General features: G+C 71.6%; 15 protein-coding genes. 7 read left to right on the forward strand and 8 right to left on the reverse strand.

Translation table 11 applies throughout. The annotated features are described in order from the left end of the window. Positions 1–67: 67 nt before the first annotated feature. Positions 68–1,009: a metallophosphoesterase gene (locus tag ACR68M_RS18105; RefSeq protein WP_441245130.1), complete on the reverse strand. Its 942-nt coding sequence runs from the start codon at positions 1,007–1,009 to the stop codon at positions 68–70. Between the two features lie 122 nt (positions 1,010–1,131). Next, a complete protein-coding gene (locus ACR68M_RS18110) occupies positions 1,132–2,136 on the reverse strand; it encodes a glycosyltransferase family 2 protein (RefSeq protein ID WP_441245131.1) in 1,005 nt (334 codons plus the stop codon). Positions 2,137–2,340: 204 nt separating this feature from the next. Here ACR68M_RS18110 and ACR68M_RS18115 point away from each other — a divergent pair, with 204 nt between their 5' ends. Continuing rightward, entirely contained in the window at positions 2,341–2,796 is a 456-nt protein-coding gene (locus ACR68M_RS18115) for a GatB/YqeY domain-containing protein (RefSeq protein WP_441245132.1), read from the forward strand. Between the two features lie 67 nt (positions 2,797–2,863). Here the strand turns inward: ACR68M_RS18115 and ACR68M_RS18120 are convergent, their stop codons facing one another. Then, positions 2,864–5,104 (reverse strand): transglycosylase domain-containing protein, encoded by a 2,241-nt coding sequence (locus tag ACR68M_RS18120; protein ID WP_441245133.1) that lies wholly within the window; start codon positions 5,102–5,104, stop codon positions 2,864–2,866. 400 nt (positions 5,105–5,504) lie between these two features. On the opposite strand from ACR68M_RS18120, the gene ACR68M_RS18125 reads away from it, so the two are divergent. Further along, a complete protein-coding gene (locus ACR68M_RS18125) occupies positions 5,505–5,828 on the forward strand; it encodes a WhiB family transcriptional regulator (RefSeq protein WP_174805546.1) in 324 nt (107 codons plus the stop codon). A 39-nt stretch (positions 5,829–5,867) separates the two neighbouring features. On the opposite strand, the gene ACR68M_RS18130 is transcribed toward ACR68M_RS18125, so the two are convergent. Both ACR68M_RS18130 and ACR68M_RS18135 read right to left on the reverse strand, forming a co-directional pair. Beyond that, on the reverse strand, positions 5,868–7,076 hold the full coding sequence (locus tag ACR68M_RS18130) for an ArsA family ATPase (RefSeq protein WP_441245134.1): 1,209 nt from the start codon (positions 7,074–7,076) through the stop codon (positions 5,868–5,870). Further along, positions 7,073–8,098, reverse strand: coding sequence for an ArsA-related P-loop ATPase (locus ACR68M_RS18135; RefSeq protein ID WP_441251642.1), 1,026 nt, complete (start codon positions 8,096–8,098; stop codon positions 7,073–7,075). Before ACR68M_RS18135 ends, ACR68M_RS18130 begins: the two co-directional genes overlap by 4 nt. A gap of 301 nt (positions 8,099–8,399) precedes the next feature. On the opposite strand from ACR68M_RS18135, the gene ACR68M_RS18140 reads away from it, so the two are divergent. The 5 genes from ACR68M_RS18140 to ACR68M_RS18160 all read left to right on the forward strand — a co-directional run bounded on the left by ACR68M_RS18140 (position 8,400) and on the right by ACR68M_RS18160 (position 11,066). Then, a complete protein-coding gene (locus ACR68M_RS18140; protein ID WP_095874066.1) occupies positions 8,400–8,558 on the forward strand; it encodes a DUF4177 domain-containing protein in 159 nt (52 codons plus the stop codon). Beyond that, the gene (locus tag ACR68M_RS18145) at positions 8,558–9,028 is read left to right on the forward strand and encodes a RidA family protein (protein WP_441245135.1); all 471 of its coding nucleotides are present in this window, start codon (positions 8,558–8,560) and stop codon (positions 9,026–9,028) included. The genes ACR68M_RS18140 and ACR68M_RS18145 overlap by 1 nt, the downstream gene beginning before the upstream one ends. 78 nt (positions 9,029–9,106) lie before the next feature. Then, the gene (locus ACR68M_RS18150) at positions 9,107–9,964 is read left to right on the forward strand and encodes an NUDIX hydrolase (RefSeq protein ID WP_441245136.1); all 858 of its coding nucleotides are present in this window, start codon (positions 9,107–9,109) and stop codon (positions 9,962–9,964) included. Between the two features lie 98 nt (positions 9,965–10,062). Further along, positions 10,063–10,248, forward strand: a complete 186-nt coding sequence (locus ACR68M_RS18155) for a hypothetical protein (protein WP_441245137.1) — start codon at positions 10,063–10,065, stop codon at positions 10,246–10,248. After that, positions 10,245–11,066: an MBL fold metallo-hydrolase gene (locus ACR68M_RS18160; protein WP_441245138.1), complete on the forward strand. Its 822-nt coding sequence runs from the start codon at positions 10,245–10,247 to the stop codon at positions 11,064–11,066. Before ACR68M_RS18155 ends, ACR68M_RS18160 begins: the two co-directional genes overlap by 4 nt. A gap of 65 nt (positions 11,067–11,131) precedes the next feature. On the opposite strand, the gene ACR68M_RS18165 is transcribed toward ACR68M_RS18160, so the two are convergent. From ACR68M_RS18165 to ACR68M_RS18175, 3 genes are all read right to left on the reverse strand, one after another. After that, the gene (locus ACR68M_RS18165; protein ID WP_280718543.1) at positions 11,132–11,806 is read right to left on the reverse strand and encodes a Crp/Fnr family transcriptional regulator; all 675 of its coding nucleotides are present in this window, start codon (positions 11,804–11,806) and stop codon (positions 11,132–11,134) included. Between the two features lie 213 nt (positions 11,807–12,019). Beyond that, positions 12,020–12,898, reverse strand: coding sequence for a family 16 glycoside hydrolase (locus ACR68M_RS18170; RefSeq protein WP_441245139.1), 879 nt, complete (start codon positions 12,896–12,898; stop codon positions 12,020–12,022). Continuing rightward, positions 12,895–15,018, reverse strand: a complete 2,124-nt coding sequence (locus tag ACR68M_RS18175; RefSeq protein ID WP_441245140.1) for a polysaccharide deacetylase family protein — start codon at positions 15,016–15,018, stop codon at positions 12,895–12,897. The genes ACR68M_RS18170 and ACR68M_RS18175 overlap by 4 nt, the downstream gene beginning before the upstream one ends. Between the last annotated feature and the right edge of the window lie 22 nt (positions 15,019–15,040).

Raw genomic sequence — 15,040 nt, forward strand, 5'->3', positions numbered from 1 at the left:
CGAGTAGAACTCTACCGGACGCACGCCGAGAGACGAAATCCGATTCGGCGTGGCTCTGAGCTGGAGGTCAGGGGCGGGGGGTGAGGGTGAGGAGGGTGGCCTCGGGGGGGCAGGCGAAGCGGACTGGGGTGTAGCGGTTGGTGCCGCAGCCGGCCGAGACGTGGAGGTAGGAGCGGTGGCCGCCGGCGCGGTGTTCGGAGAGGCCCTTGACCCGCTTGGCGTCGAGGTCGCAGTTGGTGACGAGGGCGCCGTAGAAGGGGATGCAGAGCTGGCCGCCGTGGGTGTGCCCGGCGAGGATCAGGGGGTAGCGGTCGGCGGCGAAGGCGTCGAGTACGCGGAGGTAGGGGGCGTGGACGACGGCGAGGGAGAGGTCGGCGTCGGGGGAGGGGCCGCCGGTGACCTCGGCGTAGCGGTCGCGGCGGATGTGCGGGTCGTCCAGGCCGGTGAACTCGACGTCCAGGCCGGCCAGGGTGAGGCGGCCGCGGGAGTTGTTGAGGTCGAGCCAGCCGGCCGCGTCGAAGCCGTCGCGGAGCTTCTGCCAGGGGTTGTGGACCGCGCCGGTGATGCCGCGTCGTCCGGAGCCGTCCGGGTTGTTCAGCCCGTGCACCCCGCTCTGCAGGGCCTTCAGGTACCGGGCAGGGTTCTTCTTGGCGGGCCCGTAGTAGTCGTTCGACCCGAAGACGTAAACCCCGGGGAAGTCCATCAGCGGCCCGAGCGCGTCCAGGGTCGCCGGTACGCCGAGCGGGTCGGAGAGGTTGTCGCCGGTGTTCACGACGAGGTCGGGCCGGAGCCCGGCCAGGCTCTGCAGCCAGCGCTGCTTCTTGCCCTGGCCGCCGACCATGTGGATGTCGGAGACCTGGAGCACCCGGAGCGGGCGGGCTCCCTTGGGCAGGATCGGGACCTCGACCCGCCGGAGCCGGAACGAGCGGACCTCGTAACCGGCGGAGTAGGCGAGGCAGGCGGCGCCGGTGGCGGCGATTCCGAGGGGGACGGAGTACAGCGGTCGCATCGGTCCATGGTCGCAGACGCCGGACATTCACCGGTACGACGGGGTTCGTACTCCTGACCCCGGATCAGCGGACGAGCTCGGGCCCACCGCTCGGGCCCACCGGACGCGCCCACCGGACGCGCCTACCGCACGCGGCTGACGACGCTGCGGGCGAGGTTGGGGAGCTTGGCGGCCCCGAAGGCGTTGTACGTCCCGCTCGCGACCAGCTGGAACTTGACGCCTTCGCGGCCGTCGGGGCGCTCGTAGCGGTCGGGGAGGAAGCGGCGGTAGTGCTCGCTGGCGCGTTGGAAGAACTGCGGGCGCTCGGTGCGGGAGAGGCATCCGGAGAGGTTGAGGAGGAAGAGGTGGTGACGGATCATCCGGGTGAAGAGGAAGGGGGCCGCCGCGTCCAGCTCGCTGCGCTCCTTCAGCAGGCCGAAGCTCTCCTCGTACTGGTCGAAGACGTCGAAGTGGGTGCCGCCGGGTGATCCTGCGGGGTGCTGGGTGTGCCGCCGGTGGAGCTGGACGCACTCCCACTTCAGCACGGTGATCCGCTCGGCGGCGAGCATGGCGCGGTGCACGACCGCGATCTCCTCGTGGAGACCGTCCGGGAAGGTGAGGGCCTGCCGGGTCCACAGGTCGCGGCGGAACAGGCGGTCCCAGGCGTGGGCGGGCGCGCCGAACAGCTCGGGCTGGTCGGCTGCGGCGAAGGGCTGTGACCCCTGCTGGGCCAGTAGCCCGGCCGCGGCACCCGGCCAGGAGCGGCCGCGGTGCAGGCGGGTGTGTCCGAAGAGGAGGATGTCCGGGTCGTCGGCTCGCAGCCGGTCGGCCATGGCCTGGAGCGTCCCGCTCATGACGACGTGGTCGCTGTCCAGGAAGAGCAGGTAGTCGCCGGTGGCGCGTTCGGCCCCGGCGTTGCGGATCCGGCCGATGCCGGCGGAGTCGTCCAGTCGCACGACCGAGACCCGCCCGTCGCGCTGGGCGTAGGCGTCCACCAGCTCGGCGGGGCACTCGGCGGACCGGTCCAGGACGACGATGACCTCCACGTCCCGGAAGGACTGGGTCAGGATCGACTTCAGACAGTTCTCCAGGTGCCCCTGGAGGTCGTAGGCGGCCACAATCACACTGATCGTCGGGGAGGCAGGCATGGTGGTCGAAAGTAGGGGAGCGGCCTGCGCCTCGGCAAGGGCCGCCGGGCGCTCAGCCCGCATCGACATGCAAAAAGCCGTTCACCCTCACGCCGTCTTTGCGAATCGGGTACCTGCGCGCTCCGGGGGCGCGGGAGGGGACGCGGGAAGGCGACGAGGGAAATTGGCGCGCGGGAGCATTCGCCAGCTGCGAGGATCTGGGGCATGAAGACGCTCAAGCAGCAGCTGCAGGAGGACCTCACGGCTGCGATCAAGGCCCGGGACGAGCTGCGCTCGTCCACCATCCGGCTCACGCTCTCCGCCGTCACCAGTGAGGAGGTGGCGGGGAAGACCAAGCGCGAGCTCTCGGACGACGAGGTGCTGAAGGTGATCGCCCGGGAGGCGAAGAAGCGCCGGGAGGCCGCCACGGCCTTCGACGCGGCGGGCCGGGTCGAGTCGGCCGCGCTGGAGCGGGCCGAGGGCGAGCTGCTGGACGCCTACCTGCCGAAGCAGCTCGGCGACGAGGAGCTGGCCGCGATCGTGGCCGCCGCGGTGGCGGAGAGCGGTGCGTCCGGGCCGCAGGCGATGGGCGCGGTGATGAAGCTGGTGCAGCCGAAGGTCGCGGGCCTGGCGGAGGGCGGCCGGGTGGCCGCCGCCGTGAAGGCCGCGCTGCTCAAGTAGGACAGTAGGACAGAAGGGGTGCCCCCGGACGAGAGTCCGGGGGCACCCCTTCTCCGTGCGCTGGTGCCTAGTGGTGGCCGGGCTTGGACGGCCTGCCGCTCGGCGGGGTGGCGCCGCCGCCTCCGATGGTGCCCGGCGGGAGGGTGAAGCCGCCGCCGATGAGGCCGCCCGCGTTGGTGGCCGCGTCGTTGGACGGGGTCGACGGGGTGTCGGTGGGGGTGGCGTTCGGGTCCGGCGTCGGGGTCGGGTCGGGGATGTTGACCAGGGTGAAGGTGCTCTTCGGGGTGCCGGGGAGGACGTCGTTCATGGCGTCCTGCCAGATCGGGCCGGGGCCGTCGGCGCCGTAAACCTGGTCGCGGTAGTGGCCGCCGATGTGGATGTCGCGCATCGAGACGTTGCCGGTCGGGCCGCCGAGCCAGACGGCGGTCGCGAGGTCGGGGGTGTAGCCGTCGAACCAGGCGGCGTACCGGTGGTCGGTGGTACCGGTCTTACCGGCGAACTGGCGGCCGTCGTCGATCTTGATGCCGGCCGCGGTGCCCTTCTCGGTCACGGTCTTGAGCAGCGTGTTGACGCCGTCGGCGGTGGTCTCGAGCATCGCTTGGGTGCAGTTGGCCTTCGGCACGTCGAGGTTCTTGTTGTCGGCGCTGACGACCGAGGTGATCGCGACCGGGTCGCAGTGCAGGCCGCGTGCGGCGAAGGTGGCGTAGACGGCGGCCATCTTCAGCGGGCTGACCTCCAGGGTGCCGAGGACGGAGGACGGGACCTCCTTGATCGCGGCGCCGCTGGCCAGGTTCTTGATGCCGACCTTGTTGATCATCTGCTTCATCGGGCAGAGGCCGACCTCCTGGCCGAGCTGGACGAAGTAGGTGTTGACCGACTTGGCCATCGCCTCCTTCATCTGGAAGGGGCCGACCTCGCTCTTGCTCTCGTTCTCGATCGGCACCCCCTTCTCGTTCCAGGTGCCGCCGCAGGTGGACATCTTGGGGTAGTCCATCTTCTGCGGAGAGGGGTACTCCTGGGTGATCGGGATGCCCGCCTCCAGGGCCGCCGCAGCCAGGATCGGCTTGAAGGTCGAGCCGGGGGCGAAGCCGCTGCCGCCGCCCATGGCGAGGTCGACGTTGAGGTTCAGGACGGTCTGGTTCTGCTTGCCGTCCAGGCCGTACGGGCGGGTCTGCGCCATCGCCAGGATCTCGCCGGTGCCGGGCTTGACCATCGTCATCGCGGCCGACACGTCGTCGGTCGGGAAGACCCGCTTGGTGACCGCGCTGTACGCCGCCGCCTGCTTGTCCGGGTCGATGGTCGTCTTGATCTTCAGGCCGCCCTGGCTCCAGAGCTTCTGCCGGTCGGCGGCGGTCTTGCCGAAGGCCGGGTCCTGCTTGACCACGTGGCGCACGTAGTCGCAGAAGAAGCCCATCCCCGCCGAGGCGGTGATGCAGCCGTTCAGCGGCTCCCGGTAGTGGATGCCGAGCGGCGCGGCCAGCGCCTCCTTGGCCTGCTCCGGGGTGATGTGCTTGTACTCGAGCATCTTGTTGATCACCGTGTCGCGCCGGGCCTGGGCGGCCTTCGGGTGCGCCAGCGGGTCGTACGCCGAGGGGTTCTGCACCAGCCCGGCCAGCATCGCGGCCTCGGGGAGGGTCAGGTCCTTGGCGCTCTTGCTGAAGTAGCGGCCGGCCGCGGCCTCGATGCCGTAGGCCTGGTGGTTGTAGAAGGTGATGTTCAGGTAGTTGGTGAGGATGTCCTCCTTGGACAGGTCCTGTTCCAACTTGATGGCGTACTTCAGCTCCTGGATCTTGCGGCCCAGGCTCTTCTTGGTGGCCTCGGCGAAGGCGGCGGAGTCGTCGCCGGCCTTCTCCACGTTGACGTTCTTCACGTACTGCTGGGTCAGGGTCGAGGCGCCCTGGGAGGCGGAGCCGGACTCCGCGTTCTTCCCTATGGCGCGCAGGACACCCTTGACGTCGACGGCGCCGTGCTCGAAGAAGCGGTTGTCCTCGATGTCGACCTGGGCCTGGCGCATGATCGGCGCCATCTGGTCCTTGGTGAGGACCGTGCGGTCCCGGTCGAAGACCTTGGCGATCTGGTTGCCCTTGTTGTCGTAGATGTACGAAGCCTGCGACAGCGGCGGCTGCTTGAAGTCGTCCGGGAGGTTGCCGAGGCTCTCCGCGGTGTCCTTGGCGGTCAGACCGAGTGCGCCGACGGCCGGGAGGGCCATGCCGGCCACCAGAATCCCGGCCAGCACACTGATGCCCAGGAGCTTCACTCCGAGCCCGGCCTTGTCAAGCGGTGACCCCGCTGATCGCTGAGATGCCATGGGGAGAAGACTACGTGCCCGAATCCCGGACATGGGGGCAGGTGTTCGCCTACGCTTGTCACAACACTGCGACAGCTGCACTCCGTTCATCATCATCACTCTTGTGGGTGATGAGGTTTGCCCGAATTGAACTGATTCAGGCGGTTTGGTAGCCCCCACTGCCCCCGCCGACATGGCAGAGCGTGACGAGAGTGGTCCGGGCGGCCCTGACAAGGCCTGCGACCTGCGATCACTCCAACGAGTGAGGTGTCAGATACCCATAGTCCGATCGGGTCATTTGAGATTGGGCATGGCGGGGCTGTTGCTCGCTGTCGTTCTTCCGTAACGTCCTCAACTGGCAACGGTGAATATGCCGTTACCGCCGTGGGGGAGCCTCGATTCGGGAGAGGACGGCGCCGGGATGGGCTGGGTAGACGACTGGAGTGCGCAGGCTGCCTGCCGCACTAGTGATCCGGACGAACTGTTCGTCCAGGGGGCGGCGCAGAACCGCGCCAAGGCAGTGTGCAGCGGGTGCCCGGTGCGCACCGAGTGCCTGGCCGACGCCCTCGACAACCGCGTGGAGTTCGGCGTGTGGGGTGGCATGACCGAGCGCGAACGCAGGGCGCTGCTGCGCCGACGGCCGACGGTGATGTCCTGGCGCCGGCTGCTGGAGACCGCACGCACGGAGTACGAGGAGTCGCTCGCCACGGGCATCATCCTCACCGACTACGCCCAGGCGGTCTGAGCACGGTCCGCGCAAAGTCTGAGCACGGCCTGAGCGCGGTCAGGGAGCCGGCCGCCCCAGGCGTTCACCGATCTCGCGCAGGCCGGCGAGGTCGTGCACATCACCCGCGAGCGCGCCGACCTCGACGATCGGCACGTCCGGGTAGACCGACACGAAGCGGGCCCTGGTGCGCCGCTCACGGTCCATCACCTGCATCCGCTCGGCGTGCAGGCGCAGCAGCCCGGCCGCCAGCGTCTCGGCCGCCACCGAGCTGGTCTGCGAGCCGTTCTCCTCCAGTGCCTCGGCGGCCGCCAACGCGCGCTCCGCCGTCAGCTGCGGAGCGCCGGTGCCGTGCACCCGGTTGAGCACCAGCCCGGCCAGCGGCATGCTGTCCGCCGCCAGCCGGTCGACGAAGTACGCGGCCTCGCGCAGCGCGTCCCGCTCCGGTGCGGCCACCACCAGGAAGGCCGTGCCGGGTGCCTTGAGCAGCTGGTACGTGCGGTCCGCGCGCTCGCGGAAGCCGCCGAACATCGAGTCCATCGCGCCGACGAAGGTCTGGATGTCCGTCAGCAGCTGGGCGCCGAAGATCTTCCCCAGCGTCCCCGTCAGCAGGCCGACGCCGACGTTCAGGAACTTCATCGCGCTGCGCCCGCCGACCTTCGCCGGGGCGGTCAGCATCCGGATCAGCTTGCCGTCCAGGAAGGAGCCGAGCCGGTTCGGGGCGTCCAGGAAGTCCAGCGCCGAGCGGGAGGGCGGCGTGTCGACGACGATCAGGTCCCACTGCTCGGCCGACCGCAGCTGGCCGAGCTTCTCCATCGCCATGTACTCCTGGGTGCCGGCGAACCCGGCCGAGAGCGACTGGTAGAACGGGTTCTCCATGATCGCCTTGGCCCGCTCCGGGTCGGCGTGGGCCAGCACGACCTCGTCGAAGGTCCGCTTCATGTCCAGCATCATGGCCTGCAGCTCGCCCGGCCCGGTGACGTCCTTGACGACCCGTGGGGTGTTGTCCAGCTCGGTCAGGCCCATCGACTGGGCCAGCCGCCGGGCCGGGTCGATCGTCAGCACGACGACCTTGCGGCCCCGTTCGGCCGCGCGCAGGCCGATCGCCGCCGCCGTGGTGGTCTTGCCGACTCCGCCGGAGCCGCAGCAGACCACGATCCGGGTCTTCGGGTCGTCGATCAGCGCGTCCACGTCCAGCTGCGCCGCGCCGCGCCGCACCGCCGCCTGCTGCACTGCTGCCTGCTGCGCAGCCGTCTGCCGGGTACTCATGCCGCCCCCTGTCGCTTCAGCTCGCCCGCCAACCGGTAGAGCCCGCCGAGGTCCACGCCCTCGCCGAGCAGCGGCAGCTCGTACGTCGGCAGCCGCAGGTGCTGGAGATCGGCCCGCTGCTCGCGCTCCAGCTCGACCCGCTCGGCGTGCTCCCGGGCCTGCGCCAGCAGCGGGTCGAGCAGTGGCTCGACGGCCGCCCGGACCGCCTCGCCGCTCTTCGTCCGGGCCCGGCCGCCGAGGCCGGCCTCGGCGAGGGCGAGCGCGACCTCCTCGCGGTGGTCGCCGTCGACGGCCGTCACGGCGGCGGCGTCCAGTATCGGCGGGCGGACCATGTTGACCAGCACCCCGCCCACCGGCAGCTGCGCCTCGCGCAGTTCGGACACCCCGTCGACGGTCTCCTGGACGGGCATCTCCTCCAGCAACGTGACGAGGTGCACCGCCGTCTCCGGCGACCGCAGCACCCGCATCACGGCCTGGGCCTGCCCGTGGATCGGGCCGAACCGGGCCAGCCCGGCGACCTCGGAGTTGACGTTCAGGAACCTGGTGATCCGGCCGGTCGGCGGCGCGTCCATCACGATCGCGTCGTAGGCCCGGCGCCCGTCCGGGCCCTTGCGGCGGGCCGCCTCGCAGGCCTTGCCGGTCAGCAGCACGTCCCGGACGCCGGGCGCGATGGTCGTCGCGAAGTCGACGAAGCCGACCTTCTGGAGCGCCTTCCCGGCCCGGCCGAGCTTGTAGAACATGTCGAGGTACTCGAGCAGCGCCTGCTCGGTGTCGATGGCCAGCGCGAAGACCTCGCCGCTGCCGCCCCCGCCCGGGAGGCCGAGCTGCGCGCGCGAGACGCTCGCGACCTTGCGCTCCTCGTACGGCAGGGCGGCGATGCCGAAGAGTTCGGCGACTCCCTGGCGGCCCTCCACCTCGATCAACAGCGTGCGGCCGCCCTCGGCGGCCAGGGCCAGCGCCAGCGCGGCGGCGACCGTCGTCTTGCCCGTGCCGCCCTTGCCGCTGACGACGTGCAGGCGCACGCCCTCCCAGTCGGGCTCGCGCTGCTCGGGCTGCTGTCGGCCCGCTCCGTGCTGCTCCGTTGGGGGTTGGTCCGGTGGGCCGGGGGTGCTCGCCACGCTCGGTCTCCGTCCGTCTCCGAAGGACTGCACCACCAGGTGCCCTCCCGCGAGGGTAACCAGGGACCGCCCCCGATGCCGGGAGCACCCGGGCGGCCGGGCGGATTCATGCCCGCTTTGTGGCTCACCTCACACCTGTGCACCTGGTCGACGCCGGTGGCGGATCCGGATCACCGGGGGCCGCCACTCGTCTAGAGTCACCCCCATGACCAAGTGGGAATACGTCACCGTGCCGCTGCTCGTGCATGCCACCAAGCAGATTCTGGACACCTGGGGCGAGGACGGCTGGGAGCTCGTCCAGGTCGTCCCGGGCCCGAACAACCCCGAGCAGCTGGTTGCCTACCTCAAGCGGGAGAAGAGCTGATGAGCAAGGTTGAGGACAAGCTGGCCGAGCTCGGCCTGACCCTCCCCGAGGTGGTCCCGCCGGTCGCCGCGTACGTCCCGGCCGTCCGCTCGGGCGACCACGTGCTGACCTCCGGCCAGCTGCCGATGGTCGCGGGCAAGATGCAGCACACCGGCAAGGTCGGCGCCGAGGTGACGGCCGAGGAGGCCAAGCAGCTCGCGCAGATCTGCGCGCTCAACGCGCTGGCCGCCGTGAAGTCCGTGATCGGTGACCTCGACCGGATCGAGCAGGTCGTCAAGGTGGTCGGCTTCGTCGCCTCCGCCCCCGACTTCACCGGCCAGCCCGGTGTGATCAACGGTGCGAGCGAGCTGCTCGGCGAGGTGCTCGGCGCGGCGGGCGTGCACGCCCGTAGCGCCGTCGGCGTCGCGGTGCTGCCGCTGGACGCGCCCGTCGAGGTCGAGATTCAGGTCCGGGTCACCGCCGGGGCCTGAGCAGGCAAGAAGCAGCAGCGGTAAGTGGGCGGGGTTGGGCTCTTCCAACCCCGCCCCTGGCGTGCGTAGCATCCGGGCATGGATCATCGAAGCTCGCTGCCCATGCCGCCCTCCTGGCCGGCCCGGATTCGCTCGGTCGCGGCCGGCGAGCTGACGCCCGTCGTGCCCAAGCCGGCCGCGACGGTCGTGCTGCTGCGGGACACTGCGCACGGCCCGGAGGCGTACCTGCTGCGCCGCCGCGCCACGATGGCCTTCGCGGGCGGGATGTACGCCTACCCCGGTGGCGGGGTCGACCCGAGGGACGCGGAGGCCGAGCTCGGCTGGGCCGGCCCGTCGCCCGCCGAGTGGGGTGAGCGGCTCGGGCTGGACGCCCCGACGGCGCAGGCCGTGGTCTGCGCGGCCGTCCGGGAGACCTTCGAGGAGGCCGGGGTGCTGCTGGGCGGGCCCGACGCCGACTCCGTCACCGAGGCCCGGGACTGGACGGCCGAGCGGGCGGCCCTGGAGTCGCACGAGCTCTCCTTCGCCGACTTCCTCAAGGCCGAGGGCCTGGTGCTGCGCAGCGACCTGCTCGGGGGCTGGGCACGCTGGGTGACTCCGGAGTTCGAGGAGCGCCGGTACGACACCTGGTTCTTCGTCGCCCGGCTGCCGGCCGGCCAGCAGGCCGCCCGGGATGTGGGCGAGGCCGACCGGACGGCGTGGCTGGCACCCGCCGAGGCCGTCCGGGGCCACGCGGAGGGCCGCTACGGCATGCTGCCGCCGACCGTCACGGTGCTGCGCGAGCTGCTCGGCTGCGGCACGGCCGACGAGGCACTCGCGGCGGCGGCCGACCGGAAGGTCGAGCCCGTCCTGGGGCGGGCCGAGCTGGCCGGGGAGCGGATCACAGTGCGATGGTCGGGGTATGAGGAGCTGACCATCGACGGTGAGTTCCCCCGCTGAGGCGGGGAGCCCCAGCATCGGACCTGAGCGGTCCACCCGATCAGAATGTCGACAAGTAGACCGAGGGACACCGTCCCAGCCGAGGAAGGACTCGCCCGATGACCCACAACGACGTGGCTCCCCGGACGCCGCGCAGCATGCCTGCCCGCAGCCTCACCGCCCGTACGTTCGTCGCGCGGAGCCTGACGCCCCGTGCCGCCGAACCGGAGGCCGGCCCTGCGGAGCTGCCCGGCAAGCGCCCCCTGGTCCGTGAACTCGGCTTCATCGGTGAGGGCGGCCGGTGAGCGGTCTCCTCCCGGGTGACCCCGCCGCCACCGTCGGCGGCGAGGCCACCCCACGGGCGTACTGCGTCCTGGCCCCCAACCCGTCGCCGATGACGCTCGACGGCACCAACACCTGGCTGCTCTCCGAGCCCGACTCCGAGCTGGCCGTGGTCGTCGACCCGGGGCCGCTGGACGAGGCGCACCTGCGCCGGGTGATCGAGACGGCCGAGCAGCGCGGCAAGCGCGTCGCGCTGACGCTGCTCACCCACGGGCACCACGACCACGCGGAGGGTGCCGCCCGCTTCGCCGAGCTCACCGGCACCGAGGTGCGGGCCCTCGACCCGGCGCACCGGCTCGGGGCGGAGGGGCTGCGGGGCGGCCAGACGCTGGAGATCGGCGGGCTGGAGCTGCGGGTGCTCGCCACCCCGGGACACACCGCGGACTCGCTCACCTTCCTGCTGCCCGCCGACGGCGCGGTGCTCACCGGCGACACCGTGCTCGGCCGGGGCACCACGATGGTCGCCCACCCGGACGGCAAGCTCGGCGACTACCTGGACTCACTGCGGCGGCTGCACACCATGGCGGCCGAGGGCGACGTCCGGACGATCCTGCCGGGCCACGGCCCGGTGCTGGTCGACGCGCTCGGCGCCGTCGACTACTACCTGGCGCACCGCGCCAACCGGCTGGCCCAGGTCGAGACCGCCGTCGAGGCCGGCTGCCGGACGGCGGCCGAGGTGGTGGCCCGCGTCTACGCGGACGTGGACCCGGCGCTGTGGCCCGCGGCGGAGCTGTCCGTCCGGGCCCAGCTGGGGTACCTGGAGGACCACGGCCTCATCTGAGCCTGAACGCACGTGGGGAGGGTGGGGCGCAGATCTCTGCGCCCCACCCTCCCCACGTGCGTGCGTCAGCGAGACCTGCGGGAGAGCCGCTCGACGTCCATCAGGACGACCGCGCGGGCCTCCAGCTTGAGCCAGCCACGGCCCGCGAAGTCGGCGAGGGCCTTGTTGACCGTCTCGCGGGAGGCGCCGACCAGCTGGGCCAGCTCCTCCTGGGTGAGGTCGTGGGCGACGTGGATGCCCTCCTCGGACTGCACGCCGAAGCGGCGGGAGAGGTCGAGCAGCGCCTTGGCGACCCGGCCGGGCACGTCCGAGAAGACCAGGTCGGACATCACGTCGTTGGTGCGGCGCAGCCGCCGGGCGATCGCGCGCAGCAGCGCGACGGACACCTCGGGGCGGGCGTGCAGCCAGGGCTGGAGGTCGCCGTGGCCGAGGCCCAGCAGCTTGACCTCGGTGAGGGCGGTGGCGGTGGCGGTGCGCGGGCCGGGATCGAAGAGCGAGAGCTCGCCGATCATCTCGCTGGGGCCGAGCACGGCGAGCATGTTCTCCCGGCCGTCGGGCGAGGCCCGGTGGAGCTTGACCTTGCCCTCGGCGACGACGTACAGCCGGTCGCCCGGGTCGCCCTCGTGGAACAGCGACTCGCCACGGGCGAGCGTCACCTCGGTCATGGAGGCGCGCAGCTCGCCGGCCTGCTCGTCGTCGAGAGCCGCGAACAGCGCGGCGCGCCGCAGAACGTCGTCCACGTGCTTCCTCCTGGTGGGTGTGGCGGTACCTGTCCTCATGACTTGCATCACCAAGGATGACGCATGTCGCTCTGATCATATGAGGAGGGGGTGGGGCAAGGAGTACGGTACGGGGCCATTTGTACTCATCGGTGCCACCGGAACGGCCCAGTCCGGCGGAAAACCGGCCGCCCGCTGCGCCGAGGGCGAACAGCGGGCGGCCGGTCGGAGGTGCTACAGACCTGCCGCCGGGTCGGCGGTGAAGTTGCGGAAGTCCAGCTCGGTGTTGTCGACCCGGAGGCCGACACCGCCGGGGAGGCTGATCCGCTTGGCGTCCTTGTCGATGGTGTCGAGCACCGTGCGGCCGTCGATCGCGAGCACCAGCCGGACGCCGTCCGGGTGGTTGACCGCGCTGGCGGTGACGGTGTGCCACTCCCCGTACGGGAAGGCGGCCTTGCCCTCCGCGACGGTGACGTAGTCGCCCTGCTCCCCGGCCGCGCCGATGCCGGCCGGGTCGGGGGTCTTCCGCTTGATCACGACCACGCCGTCCCGCCGCCGGAAGCTGATGGCGTACAGGTCGTCCGGGGCGCGGTAGCGCAGCCAGATGTGGCCGCCGTCCCAGTCCTGCTTCGGGGTGCGGGAGGTGGTGCCGGGCGGCTGCAACCGGACCTCGACCTTGACGGTGCAGTCCCGGAAGTCGCGGCGTCTGGTGACCAGCCGGAACACCGAGGAGCCGTTGTGCTGGTCGGAGGAGACGCCCGGCGACTGGCCGTCGGGGAGGCCCGTCCAGCCCGCTCCGCCGTGGGCGAAGAGCGAGCCGCTGGTGACCACCCAGTCGGGGTCGTTGTGGGCGCCCTTGGCGTCGGGGTTGCGGAAGGCGTACTCGTTGGTGACCAGGCCGTCGCGCGGGAAGGCGGCGCGGAAGGCGTCGGTGTCTTCGCCGTCGTCACCGTTGCCGTCCGCATGGTCACCGAACAGCTCCCAGGCGGCGATGGCGCCGCCGCCGAGCAGGACGGCGAGGCCGCCCAGCAGCAGTACCCGCCGCGAGATCGGGCGGCGGGCGGCCGGCCGGAGCTCTTGGGCGGTCTCGTCCTCGGGCTCCGGCGTGCTCATCGAACCTCCGTGGCGGGAAGGACCTTGAGGGTCTTGGCGGTCGGCCAGGCGTGCCGGGTGACGTCCCGGTAGGCGGAGAAGGCGACGCCGCCGGTCTCGCCCTTGGCGGCGAGCTGGAGGTGGACCGTGCCGTCGACCGTGATCCAGGTGGCCTCGCTGCCGACCGTGATGACGATGTCGTGGTGGTCGGAGTCGGCCAGCGGCTTGGTCGCGACGACCTTGCGGCTGTCCGCGCTGCCGGAGAGCACCCGGACACCGCGCCGGGAGACCTCGACACTGACGGCCTGCGGGCTGCCGACGCGGACCCAGACGGCGGCGGAGACCTGCGGGCTGTTCAGGCGGCCGATGACACCGTGCACGGTGTACTTCGTCCAGCCCGAGGTGCGGGCCTGCTCGTACGCGGCGTAGTCGGAGAGCGCCAGGCCCTGCGGGGCCAGGCCGTCGCCGCCGATCTTCATGCCGGAGGGCTGGCCGGGGGCCGAGTCCCAGCTGGCGCCGGGGTCGAGCAGCACGGCCTGGGCGACGCCGAGCGCGCTCGGGTTGCCCGCGGTGGTGCTGGGCGGGGTCTGGGCGATCTTGAGGCCGGTGAACTTCGGCCAGTTCAGGCTCGCCGCGCCCTTGCGGACGCTGAGGCCGACGCCACCGGTGGCCTCGGTGCCCTGGGCCTTGCTCGTCCAGCTCAGCTCGGTGCGGCCGTCGACCAGCACCTTGGTCAGGCTGCCGTTGACGGTGACCTTCAGCTGGTGCGTCGCGGTGGCGACCAGCGGCTTGGTGGCGACCTGCTCGCGCTTGTCGCCGGTGCCCCGGTAGATGCCGACGAAGGATCGGCTCAGGCTGACCGTGAGCGGGTCGCCGCTGCCCGTACGGACCGTCAGGCCGACGTTGTTGTCGCTGTCGGCGAGGTCGGAGACGGTGGTCTCGGCGGTGTAGTCGTTCCAGTCCGCCGAGGTGAGCGGGAGGTATTCGGCGGAGACGTAACCGCCGGTGCTCGGGTAGGGCCCGGCGCCGGTGAGCGCGCCGATGTCCTTGCCGTTGGTGCCGTCGTTGTGCTCCCAGCCGTCGGGCTTCGCGAGGGCGTCGTCGGCGACCGGCGGCACCAGGGTCCACTGGCCGATCTCGGCCAGCAGGCTCTTGGCGGTGGTCTTCTGGTAGACCTCCAGCCGCTGCACCTGGCGGACTCCGGCGGCCCGGCGGCCGGCCGGCAGCGGGCGCTTGGAGACGTCGGTGAGGGTGGCCGCGAAGGTCTGCTCCAGCATGCCCTGGAGGGAGGGGCCGGGGACGGGCAGGTTGGCCCGCTCGCTGGTCTCCGAGAAGGGGTAGGCGAACATCTGCGGCTTCGGCAGGCCGTGCGCGTCGAAGTCGGCGAGCGACTGGGCGATGTCGCCCTGGAAGCGCGTCTGGTACTCGCCGACGGTCTCGATCCGCTTCTTGTCGGCCAGCCAGAGCCGGTTGGCCAGTGCGGAGGCCTGGGCGCCCTCGGCGTCGACCGCGCCGCGCCAGTGCAGGTCGTGGGTGTGGTCCTGGAAGTCCCAGCGGCCCGAGGAGGCCATCCGGGAGATCTCCTCCCAGGAGAGGTAGTACGGCCGGTTGTGGTCGACCCGGCCGGTGATCAGGTACGAGGCGGCGTGCATGTGGTGCTTCGCCAGGATCCGGTCGCCGTACACCCAGAGGCCGTTGGTGCCGTCGTCGAAGGTCATGTAGACCGAACGCAGCGGCGCCGGGCCGCCCTTGAGGTAGTCGACGAACTCGTCGGTGGTCAGGCTGCGGTAGCCCGCGTCCTCCAGTGCCGTGAGCTGCTCGTCGAAGGCCTGCGGCGTGATGATGTACGGGCTGTCGCTGTGCGGGTTGATGTCGTGGAAGGTCAGCACCACGGGCGCGGCGGTGTCGGGCAGCTTGGCCGCCTCGCCGTGCCAGTCGGCCTGGGTGGACCGGTCCAGGCGGAGCTCGGGCGGCGCGACCTGCGGGGTGACGTCCCGGCGGAAGGTGTAGTACTCCCAGCCCGCGTAGAACGGCATCGCCAGCACCGCGAGCGCGGCGAGGGCGAGCACCAGCCGGGAGATCCAGTGGGTGAAGCCGCGCGGCATCGGCGCGGTGGTGGCGGCCTGGCGGCGAGCGTTCACAGCAGGCTTCCTCGGGAGAGCA

The organism is Kitasatospora sp. McL0602 (assembly GCF_052076145.1).
Taxonomy (GTDB): Bacteria; Actinomycetota; Actinomycetes; order Streptomycetales; family Streptomycetaceae; genus Kitasatospora.

Bases quoted from the DNA above. Each gene is read 5' to 3' on its own strand.
- ACR68M_RS18105 (WP_441245130.1), bottom strand. From the start codon at position 1,009: ATGCGACCGCTGTACTCCGTCCCCCTCGGAATCGCCGCCACCGGCGCC.
- ACR68M_RS18110 (WP_441245131.1), bottom strand. From the start codon at position 2,136: ATGCCTGCCTCCCCGACGATCAGTGTGATTGTGGCCGCCTACGACCTC.
- ACR68M_RS18115 (WP_441245132.1), top strand. From the start codon at position 2,341: ATGAAGACGCTCAAGCAGCAGCTGCAGGAGGACCTCACGGCTGCGATC.
- ACR68M_RS18120 (WP_441245133.1), bottom strand. From the start codon at position 5,104: ATGGCATCTCAGCGATCAGCGGGGTCACCGCTTGACAAGGCCGGGCTC.
- ACR68M_RS18125 (WP_174805546.1), top strand. From the start codon at position 5,505: ATGGGCTGGGTAGACGACTGGAGTGCGCAGGCTGCCTGCCGCACTAGT.
- ACR68M_RS18130 (WP_441245134.1), bottom strand. From the start codon at position 7,076: ATGAGTACCCGGCAGACGGCTGCGCAGCAGGCAGCAGTGCAGCAGGCG.
- ACR68M_RS18140 (WP_095874066.1), top strand. From the start codon at position 8,400: ATGACCAAGTGGGAATACGTCACCGTGCCGCTGCTCGTGCATGCCACC.
- ACR68M_RS18145 (WP_441245135.1), top strand. From the start codon at position 8,558: ATGAGCAAGGTTGAGGACAAGCTGGCCGAGCTCGGCCTGACCCTCCCC.
- ACR68M_RS18150 (WP_441245136.1), top strand. From the start codon at position 9,107: ATGGATCATCGAAGCTCGCTGCCCATGCCGCCCTCCTGGCCGGCCCGG.
- ACR68M_RS18155 (WP_441245137.1), top strand. From the start codon at position 10,063: ATGACCCACAACGACGTGGCTCCCCGGACGCCGCGCAGCATGCCTGCC.
- ACR68M_RS18170 (WP_441245139.1), bottom strand. From the start codon at position 12,898: ATGAGCACGCCGGAGCCCGAGGACGAGACCGCCCAAGAGCTCCGGCCG.